The organism is Metapseudomonas phytobenefica, from assembly GCF_043392685.1.
Classification (GTDB): Bacteria; Pseudomonadota; Gammaproteobacteria; order Pseudomonadales; family Pseudomonadaceae; genus Metapseudomonas.
In genome coordinates this window covers 1-20,275 of the sequence record NZ_JBHZGM010000048.1, presented here as the reverse complement: position 1 = coordinate 20,275, position 20,275 = coordinate 1, and the positions used below count along the sequence as shown (strand labels likewise).

General features: G+C 66.4%; 19 protein-coding genes. 8 read left to right on the top strand and 11 right to left on the bottom strand.

Annotation, left to right across the window (positions count from 1 at the left end; genetic code table 11):
* The first annotated feature begins 17 nt into the window (after positions 1-17).
* The 5 genes from ACFW0B_RS24585 (at position 18) to ggt (ending at position 4,991) form a co-directional block, all read left to right on the top strand.
* Positions 18-563: a twin-arginine translocation pathway signal protein gene (locus ACFW0B_RS24585; RefSeq protein WP_449151580.1), complete on the top strand. Its 546-nt coding sequence runs from the start codon at positions 18-20 to the stop codon at positions 561-563.
* A gap of 53 nt (positions 564-616) precedes the next feature.
* Positions 617-2,212 (top strand): GMC family oxidoreductase, encoded by a 1,596-nt coding sequence (locus ACFW0B_RS24580; RefSeq protein ID WP_449151579.1) that lies wholly within the window; start codon positions 617-619, stop codon positions 2,210-2,212.
* Between the two features lie 94 nt (positions 2,213-2,306).
* Positions 2,307-2,786, top strand: a complete 480-nt coding sequence (gene coaD, locus ACFW0B_RS24575; RefSeq protein ID WP_449151578.1) for a pantetheine-phosphate adenylyltransferase — start codon at positions 2,307-2,309, stop codon at positions 2,784-2,786.
* Between the two features lie 246 nt (positions 2,787-3,032).
* The gene (locus tag ACFW0B_RS24570) at positions 3,033-3,284 is read left to right on the top strand and encodes a YfhL family 4Fe-4S dicluster ferredoxin (protein WP_449151577.1); all 252 of its coding nucleotides are present in this window, start codon (positions 3,033-3,035) and stop codon (positions 3,282-3,284) included.
* Positions 3,285-3,287: 3 nt separating this feature from the next.
* On the top strand, positions 3,288-4,991 hold the full coding sequence (gene ggt, locus ACFW0B_RS24565) for a gamma-glutamyltransferase (protein WP_449151576.1): 1,704 nt from the start codon (positions 3,288-3,290) through the stop codon (positions 4,989-4,991).
* An 89-nt stretch (positions 4,992-5,080) separates the two neighbouring features.
* Here ggt and ACFW0B_RS24560 read toward each other — a convergent pair whose 3' ends face one another.
* From ACFW0B_RS24560 to ACFW0B_RS24540, 5 genes are all read right to left on the bottom strand, one after another.
* Positions 5,081-6,913 carry a Na/Pi cotransporter family protein gene (locus ACFW0B_RS24560; protein WP_449151575.1) on the bottom strand — a complete coding sequence of 611 codons (1,833 nt, stop codon included), beginning with the start codon at positions 6,911-6,913 and terminating at the stop codon, positions 5,081-5,083.
* Between the two features lie 129 nt (positions 6,914-7,042).
* Positions 7,043-7,381 (bottom strand): multidrug transporter, encoded by a 339-nt coding sequence (locus ACFW0B_RS24555; RefSeq protein WP_449151574.1) that lies wholly within the window; start codon positions 7,379-7,381, stop codon positions 7,043-7,045.
* A 72-nt stretch (positions 7,382-7,453) separates the two neighbouring features.
* Positions 7,454-8,032, bottom strand: a complete 579-nt coding sequence (locus tag ACFW0B_RS24550; RefSeq protein ID WP_449151573.1) for a lysophospholipid acyltransferase family protein — start codon at positions 8,030-8,032, stop codon at positions 7,454-7,456.
* Between the two features lie 38 nt (positions 8,033-8,070).
* Positions 8,071-8,883, bottom strand: coding sequence for a bifunctional DNA-formamidopyrimidine glycosylase/DNA-(apurinic or apyrimidinic site) lyase (mutM, locus tag ACFW0B_RS24545; protein WP_449151572.1), 813 nt, complete (start codon positions 8,881-8,883; stop codon positions 8,071-8,073).
* Between the two features lie 14 nt (positions 8,884-8,897).
* On the bottom strand, positions 8,898-9,764 hold the full coding sequence (locus ACFW0B_RS24540) for an HDOD domain-containing protein (protein WP_459251732.1): 867 nt from the start codon (positions 9,762-9,764) through the stop codon (positions 8,898-8,900).
* Positions 9,765-9,940: 176 nt separating this feature from the next.
* Between ACFW0B_RS24540 and ACFW0B_RS24535 the strand changes: the two genes are divergently transcribed.
* Positions 9,941-11,137 (top strand): class I SAM-dependent rRNA methyltransferase, encoded by a 1,197-nt coding sequence (locus ACFW0B_RS24535; RefSeq protein ID WP_449151571.1) that lies wholly within the window; start codon positions 9,941-9,943, stop codon positions 11,135-11,137.
* 194 nt (positions 11,138-11,331) lie between these two features.
* On the opposite strand, the gene ACFW0B_RS24530 is transcribed toward ACFW0B_RS24535, so the two are convergent.
* Genes ACFW0B_RS24530 through ACFW0B_RS24505 form a run of 6 tightly spaced genes read right to left on the bottom strand, consistent with a single transcriptional unit; the run spans position 11,332 to position 16,602 of the window.
* Positions 11,332-12,111, bottom strand: coding sequence for an amino acid ABC transporter ATP-binding protein (locus ACFW0B_RS24530; RefSeq protein ID WP_449151570.1), 780 nt, complete (start codon positions 12,109-12,111; stop codon positions 11,332-11,334).
* Between the two features lie 60 nt (positions 12,112-12,171).
* Positions 12,172-13,413: an NAD(P)/FAD-dependent oxidoreductase gene (locus ACFW0B_RS24525; RefSeq protein ID WP_449151569.1), complete on the bottom strand. Its 1,242-nt coding sequence runs from the start codon at positions 13,411-13,413 to the stop codon at positions 12,172-12,174.
* A 50-nt stretch (positions 13,414-13,463) separates the two neighbouring features.
* On the bottom strand, positions 13,464-14,168 hold the full coding sequence (locus ACFW0B_RS24520) for an ABC transporter permease (RefSeq protein ID WP_449151568.1): 705 nt from the start codon (positions 14,166-14,168) through the stop codon (positions 13,464-13,466).
* Positions 14,165-14,884, bottom strand: coding sequence for an ABC transporter permease (locus ACFW0B_RS24515; protein ID WP_449151567.1), 720 nt, complete (start codon positions 14,882-14,884; stop codon positions 14,165-14,167). The genes ACFW0B_RS24520 and ACFW0B_RS24515 overlap by 4 nt, the downstream gene beginning before the upstream one ends.
* A gap of 53 nt (positions 14,885-14,937) precedes the next feature.
* A complete protein-coding gene (locus ACFW0B_RS24510) occupies positions 14,938-15,696 on the bottom strand; it encodes an ABC transporter substrate-binding protein (RefSeq protein WP_449151566.1) in 759 nt (252 codons plus the stop codon).
* 30 nt (positions 15,697-15,726) lie between these two features.
* Entirely contained in the window at positions 15,727-16,602 is an 876-nt protein-coding gene (locus ACFW0B_RS24505; protein WP_449151565.1) for a MurR/RpiR family transcriptional regulator, read from the bottom strand.
* Between the two features lie 113 nt (positions 16,603-16,715).
* Here ACFW0B_RS24505 and ACFW0B_RS24500 point away from each other — a divergent pair, with 113 nt between their 5' ends.
* Both ACFW0B_RS24500 and ilvD read left to right on the top strand, forming a co-directional pair.
* The gene (locus ACFW0B_RS24500; protein WP_449151564.1) at positions 16,716-17,741 is read left to right on the top strand and encodes an Ldh family oxidoreductase; all 1,026 of its coding nucleotides are present in this window, start codon (positions 16,716-16,718) and stop codon (positions 17,739-17,741) included.
* Between the two features lie 240 nt (positions 17,742-17,981).
* Positions 17,982-19,820, top strand: coding sequence for a dihydroxy-acid dehydratase (gene ilvD / locus ACFW0B_RS24495; RefSeq protein WP_449151563.1), 1,839 nt, complete (start codon positions 17,982-17,984; stop codon positions 19,818-19,820).
* The last annotated feature ends 455 nt before the right edge of the window (positions 19,821-20,275 follow it).

Genomic DNA, 20,275 nt, shown 5'->3' with positions numbered 1-20,275 from the left:
GCAGGCAGATGACACCCATGAGCGATACCACCCTCGAAGCGCCGGGGCTCTCCCGGCGCAACCTGCTCAAGGTCGGCCTGTTCGGCTCGGCCTTCCTCGCCACCGCTGGTGTGGCCGCCAGCCTCAGCGGTTGCTCGGCCAGCGTGCCAGCCGGCGGATTCGCGGTGTTGCGCCAGTCCGACATGCCCTTCCTCCGGGCCCTGGTGCCGGTGATGCTGGAAGGCGCCGTACCCGCCGGGCAGATGGCTTCAGCCGTGGAGGGCACCCTGCAGAGCCTGGACTACGCCCTGCACCGCCTGTCGCCGGAAATGCTCAAGCTGACCCTGCAGTTGTTCGACGTGCTCGCCCTGCCGATCACCCGTGGCCCACTGACCGGCATCTGGGGCGGCTGGGACAAGGCCGGCGCCCAGGACATCCGCGAATTCCTCTCGCGCTGGGAGCACAGCGCCATCGGCCTGTTGAAGATGGGCCACGCCTCCCTGCTGCAACTGGTGATGATGGCCTGGTACGGCCGCCCGGAATCCTGGGCGCATTGCGGCTACCCCGGCCCGCCCAGCGTCTGACTGCGCCCGCGCGCTGCATTGAATAACGACAAGAACTCGCCCGAGACTCTGAAATGCCTGTACCCGATCTGTTCGCCGAAGGCCTGGCCCGCGGCTGGAAAACCCACGACGGCTCGCGCCTGGAAAAGGACCTGACCCTGGAAGCCGACGTCGCCATCGTCGGCAGCGGCGCCGGTGGCGGCACCACGGCGGAAATCCTCAGTGCCGCCGGCTTCAAGGTGCTGCTGATCGAAGAAGGCCCGCTGAAGACCAGCTCCGACTTCAAAATGCAGGAGGCCGAAGCCTACCCGAGCCTCTACCAGGAAGGCATCGGCCGCATGAGCAAGGACGGCGCCATCACCATCCTCCAGGGCCGCGCGGTGGGCGGCACCACCCTGGTGAACTGGACCTCCAGCTTCCGCACCCCCGAGCCCACGCTGGAACACTGGGCCCGCGAGCACGGCCTGAAGGGTCTGTCGGTCGCCGAAATGGCCCCCTGGTTCGAGCAGATGGAACAGCGCCTGGGCGTCGCTCCCTGGGCCATTGCGCCTAACCCGAACAACGATGTGATCCGTCTCGGCTGCGAGAAACTCGGGCTGCACTGGAAGGTCATCCCGCGCAACGTGCGCGGCTGCTGGAACCTGGGTTACTGCGGCATGGGCTGCCCCACCAACGCCAAGCAGTCGATGCTGGTCACCACCATTCCCGCCACCCTGGAAAAGGGCGGCGAGCTGCTTTACCTCGCCCGTGCCGAGAAGCTGCTGATCGACGGCGACAAGGTCAGCGGCATCGAATGCCTCGGCCTGGACGAGCGCTGCGTGGGCCCCAATGGCAGCAGGATCACGGTCAAGGCGCGCCACTACGTGCTCTCCGGCGGCGGCATCAACACCCCGGCCCTGCTGCTGCGCTCCGACGCACCGGACCCGCACGGCCGCGTCGGCAAGCGCACCTTCCTGCACGTGGTGAACTTCTCCGCCGCGCAGTTCGACCGCCTGATCAACCCCTTCTACGGCGCGCCGCAGTCGATCTATTCCGACCACTTCCAGTGGGACGACGGCGCCACCGGGCGCATGTCCTACAAGCTGGAGGTGCCGCCGCTGCAGCCCGCCCTCACCACCACGCTGCTGGGCCGCTTCGGCATCGACAACGCCCTGCGCATGGCGCAGCTGCCGCACACCAATGTGATGCTGGCGCTGATGCGCGACGGCTTCCACCCGGACAGCGCCGAAGGCACCGTGGAACTGCGCGGCGACGGCAGCCCGGTGCTCGACTACCGCATGACCGACTACACCTGGGACGGCATCCGCCGGGCCTTCCACACGATGGCCGAGATCCAGTTCGCCGCCGGCGCCCGCGCCGTGCTGCCGCTGCACAGCGACGCCGACTACGTGAAAACCCTGGATGAAGCCCGCAAGCTGATCGACAGCCTGCCGATGGCGCTCTACCGTGCGCGCCTGGGCAGTGCCCACGTGATGGGCGGCTGCGCCATGGGCGAGGACCCGAAGCTGGCTGTGACCGACAGCCTGGGCCGCCACCACCAGCTGGCCAACCTCTCCATCCACGACGGCTCGCTGTTCCCCACCAGCATCGGCGCCAACCCGCAGCTCTCGGTCTACGGCCTCACGGCCAAGCTGACCAGCGCCCTGGCCGAGCGCCTGGGCAAGGCATGACGAACGGTTCAGGCAGGATGAGCGCACTTCTTGGCCGCAGGGATTCGCTGCGCTACCATCCGACTCCCTTACGGACCCACCCCAGGACGTAGCGATGAACCGAGTGCTGTATCCGGGCACCTTCGACCCGATCACCAAGGGCCACGCCGATCTGATCGAGCGCGCCTCCCGCCTGTTCGACACCGTGATCATCGCGGTCGCCGCCAGCCCCAAGAAGAACCCCCTGTTCTCCCTGGAGCAGCGCGTCGAGCTGGCCAAGGAAGTCACCAGGCACCTGCCGAACGTCGAGGTGGTGGGCTTCTCCACCCTGCTGGCGCACTTCGTCAAGGAACAGAATGCCAATGTGTTCCTTCGCGGCCTGCGCGCCGTGTCGGACTTCGAGTATGAATTCCAGCTGGCCAACATGAACCGCCAACTGGCGCCGGACGTGGAGAGTATGTTCCTCACGCCGTCGGAGAAGTACTCCTTCATCTCCTCCACCCTGGTGCGCGAAATAGCGGCCCTGGGTGGCGACATCAGCAAATTCGTGCATCCCGCCGTGGAAGCCGCGCTGGCTGAGCGCTTCAAGCGCTGACGTCACGATCTGCTGCGCGTCGGCATAGCTGCGTTGAGAATGACCTCGGGCTTGCTCATTTACAGCTCGTAAACGCCGCACCCTCGGCCATTCTCGCCTTGTTCTTCTCCAGCTCGCGAGATCGTGAAGCGGCCGGCAGAGACGCCCTTCCGCGATCGGCGCGTGCGTCGATCGCGGCATTCCGGCACAATTCCGCTATTTTCTGTTCAAGGCCGCCGCTGCCTGGCGACGGCAGGAGTTGTTCCCATGTCCCTCAAGATCACCGACGACTGCATCAACTGCGACGTCTGCGAACCCGAGTGCCCCAACGGTGCGATTTCCCAGGGCGAGGAAATCTATGTGATCGATCCCAACCTGTGCACGGAATGCGTCGGCCACTACGACGAGCCGCAGTGTCAGCAGGTCTGCCCCGTCGACTGCATTCCCCTCGACGAATCCAATGTCGAAAGCAAGGATGAGCTGATGCAGAAGTACCTGAAGCTCACCGGCAAGGCCTGAGCCATGGGCCGCCCGGTTCGCGGCACCTATCGCGGCGCGCTGCTCGCCACGCTGCTTCTGCTCGCGGGCGCCGTGCAGGCCGCCCAGCCGGGCCGCGCGGCGGTCGCCACACCCCACCCTTCGGCCACCGTGGCCGGCCTGGAAACCCTGGCCCAGGGCGGCAACGCCTTCGACGCCGCGGTGGCCATCAGCGCTGCCCTTGCCGTTGCCGAGCCTTACGGGTCCGGCCTGGGCGGCGGCGGTTTCTTCCTGCTTCGCCGGGCCGGCGAAAAGCCCGTCTACCGGTTCCTCGACGCCCGTGAGCGCGCGCCGGCGGCCGCCCATCCACGCCTCTACGTGCGCGACGGCAAGGTTGACCCGGCCCTTTCCCTGGACGGCCCCCTGGCCGCCGCCATCCCAGGCCTCCCGGCAGCCCTGGCGGACCTCGCCGGGCACTATGGCCGGCTGCCGCTGGCCGACAGCCTGACCCCGGCGATCCGCCTGGCCCGCGACGGCATTTCGGTGGATCGCATCTACCGTGAACGCGCCACCTGGCGCCTGTCGTCCATGCGCGACGACCGCGAGACCGCCCGCCTGTTCCTCGACCACAAGGGCGAGGTGCCGGAAGAGTTCAGCCTGCTGCGCCAGCCGGAGCTGGCCAACACCCTGGAACGCATGGCCCGCTATGGCAAGGCCGGTTTCTACAGCGGCCCCATCGCGGAAAAACTGGTTGCGGGCGTCAATGCCGCTGGCGGCATCTGGAGCCTGCGCGACCTGGCCGACTACAAAACCGTGGAACGCCAGCCGATCCGTTTTGCCCTCGCCGATGGCCGCGAACTGATCAGCGCCCCGCCGCCCTCGGCCGGCGGCATCGCCCTGGCCCAGAGCCTGGCGATGCTGCAGGAGCTGCCCTGGCGCAAGGCCGACCGCGTGCAGCGCACCCACTACGTGGTGGAAGTGCTGCGCCGCGCCTATCGCGACCGCGGCCTCTTGGGCGATCCGGATTTCGTCGCGATTCCCCAGGCCAAACTGCTCGACGCCGATTACCTGAAGAAACTCGCCGCCGGGATCGACGCCCGCCGCGCCACCCCGAGCAGCAGCCTGCCGCCGTCGCCACCCCTGCACGAAGGCGAGCACACCACCCATTTCGCGGTGATCGACAAGGACGGCAATGCCGTGGCCGCCACCCTGTCCATCAACCTGCCCTTCGGCGCCGCCTTCACCGTGCCCGGCACCGGCGTCCTGCTGAACGACGAGATGGACGACTTCGCCGCCAACCCCGAAGGCGCGAACGCCTACGGCCTCGCCGCCAGCCGCGCCAATGCGGTGGGCTCGGGCAAGCGCCCGCTGTCGTCGATGAGCCCCACCTTCATCGAGAGCGAACAGGAATTCGCCGCCTTCGGCACCCCGGGCGGCAGCCGGATTCCCAGCATGGTGCTGCTCTCGGTGCTGGAATACCTGGACGGCCAGCCGGTGAGCCGCTGGCCCGCCGTCGCCCGCTACCACCACCAGTACCTGCCGGACCAGATCGAGCACGAGCCGGGCGCCTTCGGCAGCAGCGAAAGCGCGGAACTGCAGGCGCGCGGCTACAGCCTCAAGCCGCTGTCACGCAACTACGGCAACCAGCAGGTGCTGTTCTGGAACAAGGAAAGTGGCAGCCTGGAAGCCGCCAGCGACCCGCGCGGCCTGGGCCTGTCGGAAGTCCTCGAAGTCGAGAAGATGCGGTAGGTCCACCACGAACCTCCGGCAAGTACGGAGCTCCCTCACCCCAACCCTCTCCCAGCGGGAGAGGGCGCTGTCCGTGCCACAAACGCCCCCTACAGCACGATCAACGACTCGTCGTCCCCCTCCAGCCGCCGCAGTTCGCGGAACATCGACTCCCCCTCGCTCAGCATCAGCACATTGCGCAGGCTCTGGAAAATCCGGCTGGCGTAGCCCAGATCGTTCATCAGCGAACTGGTCTGCAGGCCATCCAGCTCGCCGCTGCGCACGGCATTGTACAGGCGCGTGCGGAACGCGCTGTCGAAGGCTGCGGCCTTTTCGTCCAGCCAGCGCAGGCGCTGGTTCCAGGCCTCCTCCGGGAGATCGGAGCGGCCCAGCTCGCGCAATTCGTGGAGCATCGCCAGCAGATGACGGCGCAGGTCCACGTAGGCCTCGCGGATGGGAGACGGCTCCTGGTCCAGGTAGCGCCCGAGGTTCTTCTGCAGGTGCTTGGCATCCTTCACCGCATCCACCAGCTGCAGCGCGGCCAGCTGGCAACTGACCCAGAACTGCTGGTGCGCCTCGTCCAGCGGCAGGTCGAGCCGCCCCATGAAGCTCAGCAGGTCGCCGTACACCCCCTTGATATGCCGCTGATAGAGCGCTTCGGCATCCAGGTGATAGCGCTCCGGCCGTGCGTGCAGCAGACGCTCGTCGCCCTGGACCTGGGCCAGCTGATCCACCGGCAGGTAGAGCGCATGGCAGATCACCTCCACGCTGAGCCGGCCAAGGTGGTGCAGCTCGCGTACCACGGCGCTGGCCGCGGCGTCCGCCGAATCCAGGGCGCGTTCGTTGAGGTAGCGCGCGCGGGTGCGCTGGGGTTCTTCCGGTCCGGCGGCCAGTTCGGTGATCAGGACCTGCGGCTCTTCGCGCTCCGGCAGCCAGCGCACCAGCCACCGGGCCAGACGCTCCTGCAGCGGCCAGAACAGCAGCACCCCCATGGCGTTGATCAGGCTGTGGAACATGGCCAGCTGGATCAGTTCGTTCGCGCCCAGGCCGGTGAGGCCGGCAATGCGAGCGACCAGCCAGCTCAGCGGCGCCAGCAGGATGAAGGCCAGGGTGCAGGTGACCACGTTGAACAGCACATGGGCCAGGGCGAGCCGCTGACCACTGCGGTTGCCGCCGAGGGAACCGACGAAAGCGGTGGTCACGCTGCTGCCGACATTGGAACCAATGGCGATGGCGAAACCCTGGGCGAGGTCCAGCTGGCCGCCGGCCAGGGCCGCCAGCGTCAGCATCAGGGTGGCGTGGCTGGACTGCAGCACCACCGTGACCAGCAGGCCAACCATCGCGAACAGCAGGCTGCCCGCCAGCCCGTCGGCCTGGTACGCGGTGAGGTCGAGGCCGTCGCCGAAACTGGCGAAACCCTCCTTGATCTGGTCGATGCCGAGGAAGATGAAGGCGATGCCGAGGACGATTCGCCCGGCGGCCTTGCTCTTCTCCCCCAGGAAACCACCGAGCACGCCGAACACCAGCAGCGGCAGGGCCAGCGGGCTGAGGCTGAGATTCTGCCCCGCCATGGCCAGCAGCCAGATGCCGCTGGTGGCGCCCAGGTTGGCGCCGAAAAGGATGGCGATGCCGCCGGCCAGCTGGATCAGACCGGCACTGATGAATGCGATGGTGAGCAGGGAAACCAGCGTGCTGGACTGCAGCAACAAGGTGCCGCAGATACCGAACATCAGCCCCTTGAACGAGGTGGCGGTGCTGCGGGCCAGCAAATGCTCCAGCTTGCCGCCGGCGAGCTGGCGCAGCCCTTCCTCCAGGCACTGCATGCCGAACAGGAACAGCGCGAGCCCCGCGCACAGCTCGAGCCAGCCGGAACTGAACCAGAAGCTCAGGGCCAGCCCGACAGAGGCCAGGATCAGCAAAACGATGCGGGAGTAATGCTTCACAGGCGGTTTTCCTTCACCAGACAAGGCTCAGCTATTTACCGATGCGATGGCCGGAGAGCAACCCGCGTGCAGCCCGAAAACGCCGACGGCCCCGAAAAGGGGCCGTCACGGTGGAGCCTGATTGAGCGATCAGTCTCTCTTGTAACCGCTCATGGTGCAGCCCAGGCAGCGCACGAAGGCTTCCTTGCCCGGCTCCACAACCAGCGCATTGGCAGCTTCCCCGACGTTACCGCCCAGGGCGGAGAACGGCAGGCTGACGATGAACAGGCCCGCGCCGATCACCGTGGCGCCGATCAGCAGCGGGCGGGCGATCAGGATGTCGCCGGCCATGCTGTAGCCGCTGGGCGCGTTGACGCTGTACATGGGGTCGCCGCTGGTATTTTCCTGTACCACTTCCGCGTTAGCCGGCAGCGCCAGCAGGCCAGTGGTCAGCGCCAGGACAGCAGCGGTTGTGCGGAGCGGGTTCATACGGGCGATCCTTCAGGTAGTGGGGTACGAAAAACTATAACAGGGCATGGCACCTTGACAGCGTGACGGCCTTCAATCGCCATGGAAAGCGTAGTCGGGTTTTTTCGGTACGTAGGGCCGGTAGAAGGCCAGCAGCTGCTGCAGGTCGGCTTGCTCGTCGCCGGTGGTGTAGAACGGCTGGCCGATCACCACCCGCCGGTTGACGTAATCCAGAGCCGCCGGGACCACCGGCACGTCGGCGCCACGGGCTATGTGGTAGAAACCCATCTTCCAGCGCTCCACCCGCTTGCGGGTGCCTTCGGGCGAGAGCACCAGGATGAACTCGCGGTTTTCGCGGAAGCGCTCCACCGCCTGCTCCACCATGTTCAGCTTCAGGTGGCGCTGGATCGGCACGCCGCCCCAGCGCTGCAACAGACCGGTAAAGGGCCAGCGGAAGATGGTGTGCTTGCCGAACCAGCGGACGTTCAGGCGCAGCACGAACTTCGCCGCGAGGAAGATCACGAAGTCCCAGTTGGAAGTGTGGTGGGCGCCGATCACCACGAATTTGTCGAGGGGCGGCAACTGCCCCTCGATGCGCCAGCCCATCAGGCGCAGCACGCCGTGGCCGACCGCCTCGGCAAAGGGATTGGGGGGCAGGTAGTTACCGTACATGGGACAGACTTCTTTCGTGTTGGATGCTCGGCGAGGAATCAGCGTTGGCAGCGCGGACAATAGACACTGGCGCGCTGGCCGAGCCGGATTTCCCGCAGGGTCGAGCCGCATTGCCTGCAGAACTCGCCAGCGCGGCCGTAGACCCAGAGTTCCTGCTGGAAGTAGCCGGGCTTGCCGTCGCCCCCGACGAAGTCGCGCAGGGTGGTACCGCCGCACTCGATGGCCTGGGCGAGGATGCGTTTGATCTCCCCGGCCAGCTTCAGGTAGCGCGCACGGGAGATGGAACCCGCCTCGCGGCGCGGGTCGATGCCGGCGGCGAACAGCGCTTCGCTGGCATAGATGTTGCCGACCCCCACCACCACGGCGTTGTCCATGATGAAGGGCTTCACCGCCATGCTGCGGCCGCGGGAGAGCTGGAACAGGCGCTCGCCGTCGAACAGGTCGGTCAGCGGCTCCGGCCCCAGGTGACGCAGCAGCTCGTGGTTCAGCGGATCGTCGCTCCACAGCAGGGCGCCGAAACGGCGTGGATCGGTGTAGCGCAGGGCCATCCCCGATTCCAGCTCGATATCCACATGCTCGTGCTTGGCCGCGGGCAGCCCGGCCTCCACCAGGCGCAGGCTGCCAGACATGCCGAGGTGGCTGATCAGCGTGCCGGCTTCGGCCTGCAGCAACAGGTACTTGGCGCGGCGTTCCACATGCAGGATGCGCTGGCCGGACAGGCGCACGTCCAGGTCCTCGGGAATCGGCCAGCGCAGGCGGCGTTCACGCACGATCACCCGGCTGACGCGCTGGCCTTCGAGGAAGGGCGCGATGCCGCGGCGGGTGGTTTCGACTTCAGGTAATTCAGGCATCGGTTTCTCGCTACTCAGCTCACGCCAAGTTCACGAATGCATTCCTTGAGGTTTTCGAAGTCGTACTCCGAGAGCCCCACGTAGTCCAGTACCTGGCCACGGATGCTCATCCATTCGTAGTCCTCGGCCTGGTTGCCCAGCACCAGGTGCGACGCGCAGATGTGCTCGGCCATCTTGAGGATCGCCAGCAGGTTCTTCAGCTGGGCGTCACGGACGGCATCGTCGCTGAAGATGGACAGGGCGTTGTGGTGGTTGGCGATGGCCTCGCAGAGATGCTCCGGCAGGCGCCAGGAACGCGCGGTGAAGTAGCCGACCACCGCATGGTTGGTGTTCAGCAGGCGGTTCTCGGTGTCCACCACGCGGCGTTCCGGCCCCGCGCTGGCGTAGGCCTCTTCCAGCACCAGCATGTAGTCGGGGAAACGCTTGAGCATCAGCGGGATGCCGCAGTTGTGGAACAGGCCGAGGGCGTAGGCCTCGTCGGCGGACTGGTAGCCGATGCGCTTGGCCAGGGTCAGGCAGGTCATGGCCACGTCCTGGGCGGTGTCCCAGAAGCGGTTCAGGGTGACGATGGTCTCGTCGCTCATCTCGCCCTTGATCGACTGCGCGTTGATCAGGTTGATCACCGTGTTGCAGCCCAGCAGGTTCACCGCCTGCTGGATCGAGGCGATGCGGTTGGTCAGGCCGAAGAACGGCGAATTGACGATCTTCAGCAGCGCGCCGGACAGGCCCGGGTCCTGGCTGATCAGGCGGGCGATGGACTTCAGGTCGGGGTTGGGCATGACCTGCTCCATTTGCAGGTCGACCATGATCTGCGGCTGCGGCGGCACACTGATGCCCTGCAGGACCTGGCGGATCTGATCTGCGGAAAGTTCTTGAGCCATGGGGACGAGTGGGAAGTTTGAGCGAGTCGACAGTCTACCCGGTTGTATCAGCCCGTTGTTCGGGATTTCCGGCCATTTTCACACGCTCGTACCAAGTGGCCGCCAACACCGCCGGGGGCCTCCGGGGCCGGTATTGCCTGGGGTATAATCCTGGCCTTTTTTCCGGAGAGCGACACATGTCCCTGCCCAGCCTGCGCCTCAAAGCCAACGCCGATCGACGCCTGCGCGCCGGCCACCTGTGGGTCTACAGCAACGAAGTGGACGTGGCCGCCACCCCGCTGAACCTCTTCCAGCCCGGCGACCAGGCCATCCTCGAAGCCGCCGGCGGCAAGCCGCTGGGCGTGGTCGCCCTCTCCCCGAACAACCTGATCTGCGCGCGCCTGGTGTCCCGCGACGTCAAGCACCGCCTGGACAAGTCCCTGCTGGTGCACCGCATCAACGTCGCCCTGAGCCTGCGCGAGCGCCTGTTCGACAAACCCTTCTACCGCCTGGTCTATGGTGACTCCGACCTGCTGCCGGGCCTGGTCGTGGACCGCTTCGGCGACCACCTGGTGGTGCAACTGGCTTCCGCCGCCATGGAACGCAACAAGGACGCCGTCCTCGACGCCCTGGTACAGGTGCTCAAGCCACGCGGCGTGCTCTGGAAGAACGACTCCAGCGCCCGTGACGCCGAAGGCCTGGAGCGCTACGTGGACACCGCATTCGGCGTGGTGCCGGAATGGGTCGCCCTGGAAGAGAACGGCGTGAAGTTCGAAGCCCCGGTCATGGAAGGCCAGAAGACCGGCTGGTTCTACGACCACCGCATGAACCGCGCGCGCCTCGCGCCCTACGTGAAGGGCAAGCGCGTCCTCGACCTGTTCAGCTACATCGGTGGCTGGGGTGTACAGGCCGCGGCCTTCGGCGCCAGCGAAGTGTTCTGCGTCGACGCCTCCGGCTTCGCCCTGGACGGCGTGGAGCGCAACGCCACCCTCAACGGAGTGGCCGAGCAGGTCACTTGCGTGGAAGGCGATGTCTTCGAAGCCCTGAAAGAGCTGAAAGCCGCCGAAGAACGCTTCGACGTGGTGGTCGCCGACCCGCCGGCCTTCATCAAGCGCCGGAAGGACCTGAAGAACGGCGAAGCCGCCTACCGCCGCCTGAACGAACAGGCCATGCGCCTGCTGAACAAGGACGGCATCCTGGTCAGCGCCTCCTGCTCCATGCACCTGCCCGAGGACGACCTGCAGAACATCCTGCTCGGCAGCGCCCGCCACCTGGACCGCAACATCATCCTGCTGGAGCGCGGCGGCCAGGGTCCGGACCACCCGGTGCACCCGGCCATCGCCGAAACCCGCTACATCAAGAGCCTGACCTGCCGCCTGCTGCCCAACAGCTGAGGACAAGGCTCGGCCACGCCTCTGTGGGGGAGATTTCATTCGCGAAAGCCGCGTAGCGACCAAGGGTGGATCACGCTTTACCGATCCACCACCAGCGCCCACCGGGGACACTGCTGGTGGAAGTGAAAAGCGACTTCCACCCCAGTCGCCGCGCCCCCACAGCAAAAGCAGCCAACAGATGCTGTCTGTATCCCTCAATGCAGGATCTGCGACAGGAATGCCTTGGCCCGCTCGCTCTTCGGGGCGTTGAAGAAGGTTTCCGGCGGGCTGTCTTCGACGATGCGCCCGCCTTCCAGGAACAGCACCCGCTCCGCCACCTGCCGCGCAAAGCCCATCTCGTGGGTCACGCAGAGCATGGTCATGCCGCTGCCGGCCAGCTTCACCATCACGTCCAGCACCTCGCCCACCATCTCCGGATCCAGCGCCGAAGTCGGCTCATCGAAGAGCATGATCTTCGGCTCCATGCACAGCGCCCGGGCGATGGCCACGCGCTGCTGCTGACCACCGGAAAGCTGGCTCGGATACTTGTGGGCGTGGCTTTCGATGCCCACCTTGCGCAGGTATTCGCGGGCCCGTTCTTCGGCCTGGGCGCGGGTCAGGCCACGCACCGACATGGGTGCCAGGGTGCAGTTGTCCAGCACGCTCATGTGGGGGAACAGGTTGAAGTGCTGGAACACCATGCCCACGTCCCGCAGCACCTCCGCGCCCCGGCGCGGATCGGCCATCAGGTCGCAGCCGTTGATCTTGATGCGTCCGCTGCTGGCGCCTTCCAGGCGGTTGATGCAGCGGATCAGCGTCGACTTGCCGGAGCCCGAGGGCCCGCAAAGGACGATGCGCTCCCCCGGCCGGACCTCCAGGTCGATGCCCTTGAGCACGGCGAAATCGCCGTAGTGCTTTTCCAGGCCCTCGATCACCACCGCCGGCGTCTGGGGCACAGCGGCCAGGCGGGGTGTCTGCTGGGTGGCGGTTCTCATGCTCGATAACATTTTCTTGTCCTCATTGTTCGGTATCGGCAAGTCGTTGGGCCCGGCGGCTCAGCGGAAGCGCTGGGCGCCGTAGGGCGCCGGGTCGGTGAAGGGGCACTCGCCGGTCATCATCTCCGCCAGCAGGCGGCCGCTGACCGGACCCAGGGTCAGGCCATGGTGGGCATGGCCAAAGTTGAACCAGAGGCCCGGGTGGTTCGGCGCGGCGCCGATCACCGGGCGCATGTCCGGCAGGCAGGGCCGACGTCCCAGCCAGGGCTCGGCATCCAGGCGCCGGCCCAGCGGGAACAGCTCGCGGGCGAGGCGTTCGGCGCGGCGCAGCTGGATTTCGTTGACCGGATCGTCGGGGTCGGCGAATTCGATGCCGGTGGTCAGGCGGATGCCCCGCGCCATCGGCGCCAGCACGTAGCCGTTCTGGGCATCACAGATGGAGTGACCCAGTTCGGCGCCCTCTGCCGGGGCGTAGTGCATGTGATAGCCGCGCTTGATCGCCAGCGGGATGCGGTAGCCCAGGCTACGGAACAGGTCGCCCGATTGCGGTCCCAGGGCCACCACCACTTCGGGCGCGGAATACTCGACGCCGTCCACACCAAGGCTCCAGGCGCCGTTATGCGAGCGCAGGCCCCTGGCGTCGCCCTTGAGCACACGGCCGCCCCGGCTGACAAAGAGGTCGGTGTATCCGCGCACCAGGGCGCCGGGATCGAGCACGGTCTTCGGGTCATGCCAGTGGATGCCGCCAGCGGCAGCGGCCGCCAGGTGCGGTTCGCGCTGGAAGAGGGTTGCCCCGTCCATCACATCGAAGCGCAGGCCGAAGCGGCTGAGGGCGCGCGCTTCGGCGGCGGCCTGGTCGAGGGCTTCGCGGCTGCGGTAGACGTCCATCCAGCCCCGGGCACGGATCAGGTGCCCCAGGCCCGCCGCTTCCACCAGCTGGTCATGCTCCTCCACGCAGCGCTCCACCAACGGCAGCATGGCGCGGGTGGCCTCCTCCAACCGGCGTGCCCCGGAGTGATGCCAATACGACGCCAGCCAGGGCGCGAGCTTGGGCAGGAAGGTCGGGCTGTAGCGCACGTCCGGCTGCTGGTTCAGGCCGTAGCGCAGCAGCGCTGCGAAGCTGCGGGGAAAGGCGTAGGGCACCACACTGGAACGCTCGATCAGGCCGGCATTGCCGTGGCTGGTGCCGGAGCCGGGCTCGGCGCGGTCCACCAGGCACACGTCGCGGCCGCGCGCCTGGAGGTGGAGGGCAGTGGAGACGCCGACAATGCCGGCGCCCAGGACAAGGATGTCGCAGTCCATTGGAAAGGTCCTTCGGTGGGCACTCTGGTGGTGCTTCGGTTTGAAATTGACTAGCGCAAGTGGCGGCCCAGGCGTCCTTCGACCAGCAACAGGCCGCGACGGATCAGTTCCACCAGTACCAGGTAAAGCACCGCCGCCCAGAGATAGAGCTGGAAGTCGAAGGTGCGGGAGAAGCCGGCCTTGGCCACGCCCATCAGGTCGTGGATGGTCACCAGGGAGGCGATGGCGCTCGCCTTGATCATCAGGATCAGTTCGTTGCCCAGGGGCGGGACGGCCACCAGCAGCGCCTGCGGCAGCACCACTTTGAAGAAGGTCGTGGCGCGGGACAGGCCCAGGGCCGAGGACGCTTCGTACTGGCCGGGGGCGATGGCCAGCAGGCTGCCGCGAAAGATCTCCGCCTGGTAGGCGGCGGTGTTCAGGGTGAAGGCCAGCAGCGCGCAGTTCCAGGCGTCGCGGAAGAACCACCAGAGCCCCGCGTCCTGCCAGAACTCACGGAAGGAACCCACGCCGTAATAGAGCAGGAACAGCTGAGCCAGCAGCGGCGAGCCCCGGAACAGGTAGATGTAGCCGCCGCTGAAAGCGCGCAGGAAGCGATTGCCGGAGTTGCGCGCCAGCGCCAGCAACAGCCCCAGCAGCATGCCGAGGCTGAAGGAGATGGCCACCAGCTTGGCAGTTACCAGCAGCCCCCCCAGCAGACGCAGGCCGTAGCGGTCGAACAGGTCGGGATCGACGAAGAAATGCAGGAACTCGCTCATGCGCGCTGCCCCTTGTGGCCGAGGCTGTAGCGTTTCTCGGCGTAGCTGAACACGCGCCCGGAAAGGGCCGAGAAGAACAGGTAGATCAGGCAGGCACAGCCGTAAAACAGCATCGGCTCCTTGGTGGCGCTGACCGCGAGGTTGGTCTGGCGCATCACGTCAACCAGGGAAATGGTGGAGACCAGCGAGGTGTCCTTGAGCAGGCTCAGCCAGTTATTCGACAGGCCCGGCAGGGCGACACGGGTCAGCTGCGGCAGGATGACCTTGAAGAACGCCGTGGTACGGGACAGGCCCAGCACCTGGGCAGCTTCGTACTGTCCCTTGCCCACCACCTTGAACGCCCCCAGCCAGACCTGACTGGAGAAGGCGGCGAACACCAGGCTGAACGCGACCATGGCGGCGAGGAAGGCATTGATGGTCACTTCGGCCTGGTACCCGAAATGGGCCAGCACCTTTTGCGCACCGATCTGGCAGCCGTAATAGACGATCAGCAGCGTCAGCAGCTCCGGCAGGCCACGGAACACCGTGGCGAACACCGAAGACAGCGCACGCCGCCAGGGGCTCGGCGAACGGGCGCCGAGGGCGACGACCAGCCCCAGCGCGAGCCCTGGCGGCACGCAGGCCAGCGCCAGGGACAAGGTGACCAGGGCACCGGCGAGCAGGGCCATGCCCCAACCGCCTTCCCCCAGGGAAAGGAGAGCCAATTGCTCGAACATGTTTCAGACCCCGCATCGGGGTGCCCGGCTGGCGCCGGGCACGCGGCGATTGATCAGTAGATGTCGAAGGGGAAATAACGGCTGGAGATCTGCTTATAGGTGCCGTCCGCGATGATCTCGGCCAGGGCCTTGTTCAGGCGCTCGCGCAGGGCGTTGTCGTCCTGGCGCACGGCGATGGCGACTTCGTCATCGGTGCCCTGGATGTCACCGAGCAGGGTGCAGCAGTCCTTGCCGTCCTTGGCCAGCCAGTCGAGCAGGGGGAATTTGTCGTGCACCAGCGCATCCAGGCGGCCGGTGTCGAGATCGGCGTTGGCCTCATCCTGGGACGGGTAGAGCTTCACCTCGGCACCCGCGGCACCGTAAATGTCCTCGGCGTACATGCCCTGGGTAGTGGAGGACTGGGCGCCCACCACCAGGCCCTTGAAGCTTTCCGGGTTGGTGTCCTTCAGCGCCGAGTCCCGGGCCACGGCCACCGCAAGGCGGGTGCGGTAATAGCGGTCGGTGAACGCCACCTTCTTCTGGCGCTCCTCGGTGATCACCATGGAAGCGACCACCGCGTCGTATTTCCGGGCCAGCAGCGCCGGGATGATGCCGTCCCAGTCCTGGGCCACCAGCTCGCATTTCACCTGCATCTTTGCGCACAGGGCGTTGGCGATGTCCACGTCGAAACCATGCAACTCGTTTTTCGAATCCACGTAGTTGAAGGGCGGGTAGGCGCCTTCGGTGGCGATGCGAATCGTCTCGGCCTGAGCAGTCGCGGCGATGCCGCAGAAAGCCAGGGAAGCCAATGCCAAGCGGGTGAGTCGTTTCATCGGTGCGGCCTCTTTCTTATTAGGGTTGTGCTAGCGGGGTGAACCGGGTGAGGAGGTGTAGCCAACAAATTCGTTGTGCAGGGCGGCGACGGACTCCAGGCGCTGCTCGACATCGGCGCCGAGGCACTTGAACACGTCGTTGAGCAATAGATTGACCAGCGACAGCATCGGGCCGGTGGACTCCCAGAACAGACCGAGGTCGGTGGGAACGCGGAAGACTTCGTCCGCGTGCTGTTCCGCCCAGTCGCAGTAGTCGTCGGTGATCAGCGTCACCGGGATGCCCGCCTCCCGCGCATGGCGGCAGAGGCCGAGCGCATGCCGCGAATAGCGGCGCGCCTCGAAGACCACCAGCGCCGCCTGGCCGGGGGCGGCCAGCAGCACATCGCCGTAGTAGCCGGACGAGCCGTCCACCAGGTGCACCCCGTCGCGCAGGTACTGCAGCAGGTGGACGAAGGACACGGCGATACCGCGCTCGGTCTGGAAGCCGGCGGCGTATATCCGCGGCATGTTCGCCAGCCGCTCGCAGACGGTGCGCCACTGCGGCGTGCGGCTGTGCTCGTAGACCCGCACCAGGGCGGCCATCTCGCGCTGCAGGCTGTCCGACAGGGCATCTTCGCCGGCCACTTCCTGCTGACGGAATTCCTTGAGGCGGTCGCCGATCAGCCAGGGGCTGTCCCCCAGGTCATCCTTGAGGTCGGCCTTCAGCGCCTTGAAGTGGGGGTAGCCGAGGGCGCGACAGAATCGCCCAACGGTGGACTCGCTGATGCCGAGTTTTTCGGCGATGGCGGCGGAGGTCTCGAATGGCAGCGCCTGCAGGTTGGCCAGCATGTAGTTGGCAATGGCCCGCGACGACGCAGTGCGTGCGGACAGGCCGGCTTCCAGGCGTTCTTTGAGTGATCGATTCATGGGACCTCCGTTGGCGAGGAAAATGATTGTTTTCTGTCATCAAGTCAACATTTGACAGATAACTTGCAAAACCTATGATGCAGAACCCCCTTCCATCCACGAGAGCCCACCCCATGCAGAGTCACTCCAGCGACAAGGTCCAGGTGTCCTTCAATGAGCTGCGCGACTTGCTCGCGCGCATTTTCGAGCGCCACGGCACCTCGCCACGGGTCGCCGCCATCCTCGCCGACAACTGCGCCTCGGCCCAGCGCGACGGCTCGGACAGCCACGGCGTGTTCCGCATCCCCGGCTATCTCTCCTCCCTCGGCAGCGGCTGGGTGAATGGCCAGGCCGAGCCGCGGGTGGAAGACCTCGGGCCGTCCTTCGTGCGCGTCGATGCCGCTGGCGGCTTCGCCCAGCCGGCACTGGAAGCGGCCCGTCAGCTGGTGATGGAGAAGGTGCGGAACAACGGCATGGCACTGCTGGCGATCCGCAACTCCCACCACTTCGCCGCGCTCTGGCCGGATGTGGAACCCTTCGCCCGCGAGGGGCTGGTGGCCCTGAGTTTCGTCAACAGCATGACCTGCGTGGTGCCCCATGGCGGCCACAGCGCCCTGTTCGGCACCAACCCCATCGCCTTCGCCGCGCCGCGCAGCGGCGGTGACCCGCTGGTGTTCGACCTGGCCACCAGCGCTATCGCCCATGGCGACGTGCAGATCGCTGCCCGCGAAGGCAAAGCCCTTCCCGAAGGCTACGGCGTGGATGCCCAGGGCCAGCCGACCCGGGACCCGAAGGCCATTCTCGACGGCGGCGCCCTGCTCTCCTTCGGTGGCTACAAGGGCTCGGCGCTGTCGATGATGGTGGAGCTTCTGGCGGCGGCGCTGACTGGCGGCAACTTCTCCTTCGAGTTCGACTGGTCCGGCCACCCTGGTGCGCAGACGCCCTGGACCGGCCAGTTGCTGATCCTCATCGACCCGGATCGCGGCGCTACCCGGCCCTTCGCCGAACGCTGCGAGACCTTGGTCAAGCGCATGGTGGAAGCGGGGCAGGAACGCCAGCCGGGCGACCGCCGCTACCGCCAGCGCGCACGCGCCGAGCGCGAGGGCATTGCCTTGGACGCCAGCGAGCTGGCCCGCCTGCGTGCCCTCGCCGACCGCTGAGTGGCGCAGCCCGGCGCCTTTCCAGTGCCGAGCAGCCGGGGTTAGAATCGGGCATCCCTCGCCAGCTACCCTTCGGCAGGCCGAACGAGCCCCCTGCCGGGGACGCGGAGACCCCGCTCCCAAGGCAACCCTGCAGACGCGACCATCACCACGCCTGCACGCGCCCGGGCTCCAATACGCACATGACTCTTACAAGCGGGTCGTGCAGGACTCGCAACCGTATCAGCCGCAGGAATTCCCATGCCCGACTATCGCTCGAAAACCTCCACCCACGGCCGCAACATGGCCGGCGCCCGCGCCCTCTGGCGCGCCACCGGGATGAAGGACGAAGACTTCAAGAAGCCGATCATCGCCATCGCCAACTCCTTCACCCAGTTCGTGCCCGGCCACGTACACCTGAAGGACATGGGCCAACTGGTCGCCCGCGAGATCGAGAAGCACGGCGGCGTGGCCAAGGAATTCAACACCATCGCCGTGGACGACGGCATCGCCATGGGCCATGACGGCATGCTTTATTCCCTGCCAAGCCGCGAGATCATCGCCGACTCCGTGGAATACATGGTCAACGCCCACTGCGCCGACGCCATCGTCTGCATCTCCAACTGCGACAAGATCACCCCCGGCATGCTGATGGCCGCCCTGCGCCTGAACATCCCGGTGGTGTTCGTTTCCGGCGGGCCGATGGAAGCCGGCAAGACCAAGCTGGCCAACCACGGCCTGGACCTGGTGGACGCCATGGTCGCCGCCGCCGACGACTCCTGCTCCGACGAGAAGGTCGCCGAGTACGAGCGCAGCGCCTGCCCCACCTGCGGTTCCTGCTCCGGCATGTTCACCGCCAACTCGATGAACTGCCTGACCGAGGCCCTGGGCCTGTCCCTGCCGGGCAACGGTTCCACCCTGGCCACCCACGCCGACCGCGAGCAACTGTTCCTGCGCGCCGGCCGCCTGGCCGTCGAGCTGTGCCAGCGCTACTACGGCGAAGGCGACGCGTCGGTCCTGCCGCGCAACATCGCCAACTTCAAGGCGTTCGAGAACGCCATGACCCTGGACATCGCCATGGGCGGTTCCACCAACACCATCCTGCACCTGCTGGCTGCCGCCCAGGAGGCCGAAGTTCCGTTCGACCTGCGCGACATCGATCGCCTGTCTCGCAAGGTGCCGCAGCTGTGCAAGGTGGCGCCGAACATCCAGAAGTACCACATGGAAGACGTGCACCGCGCAGGCGGCATCTTCGCCATCCTCGGCGAGTTGGCCCGCGGCGGCCTGCTGCACACCGACGTCGCCACCGTGCACAGCCCGAACATGGCCGACGCCATCGCCCAGTGGGACATCACCCAGACCAGTGACGAAGCCGTCCACACCTTCTTCAAGGCAGGCCCGGCCGGCATCCCCACCCAGGTCGCCTTCAGCCAGTCCACCCGCTGGCCGAGCCTGGACGACGACCGCGCCGAAGGCTGCATCCGCTCCGTCGAGCATGCCTACTCCAAGGAAGGCGGCCTGGCCGTGCTCTACGGCAACATCGCCCTGGACGGCTGCGTGGTGAAAACCGCCGGTGTGGATGAGTCCATCCACGTCTTCGAAGGCACCGCGAAGATCTACGAAAGCCAGGACAGCGCCGTGAAAGGCATCCTCGGCGATGAGGTGAAGCCGGGCGACATCGTTATCATCCGCTACGAAGGTCCGAAAGGCGGCCCGGGCATGCAGGAAATGCTGTATCCGACCAGTTACCTGAAGTCCAAGGGCCTGGGCAAGCAGTGCGCCCTGCTCACCGACGGCCGCTTCTCCGGCGGCACCTCGGGCCTGTCCATCGGCCACGCCTCGCCGGAAGCCGCAGCCGGCGGAGCCATCGGCCTGGTGAAGGACGGCGACAAAGTACTGATCGACATCCCCAACCGCAGCATCAACCTGCTGGTTTCGGACGAAGAACTGGCTGCCCGCCGCGTGGAGCAGGACAAGAAAGGCTGGAAGCCGGCGCAACCGCGCGCGCGCAAGGTGAGCACCGCCCTCAAGGCCTACGCCCTGCTCGCCACCAGCGCCGACAAGGGCGCGGTGCGCAACAAGGCGATGCTCGACGACTGATCGCGCTGATCGACAGAAAGCCCGGCCCCGCGCCGTAGTGCTGTTCACATAAGCATTTGAGGCCTGGTGGGATGCTCCGAATACCTGATGCCATTCAACTGGCATCGGGTTTTTCATGGGCCATTGAGCTCACATGAGGGAGCAAATTGCCGAAATCGGTCCTCGAAGGCTGGAAAGCAGATCAAGAAAAACGCCGCGCCCCAATAGGAGTCGCGGCGTTTTTTCTTAAATGAACAGCATTACGGCCCCGCGCCGGACTTTCTGCTTTTCGTGGGGGCGATTTCAATCGCCAGGGAGGCCGTGACGATGGCAGCTTGTAGCCCGAATGCTTAAGCGAGTGGGGTGGAAGTCGCTTTTCACTTCTACCAGCAGTGTCTCCGATGGGGGCTGGTGGTGGATCGGTAAAGCGTGATCCACCCTACAGCCGCCACGCAGCAGGATTACTGATAGGTCAA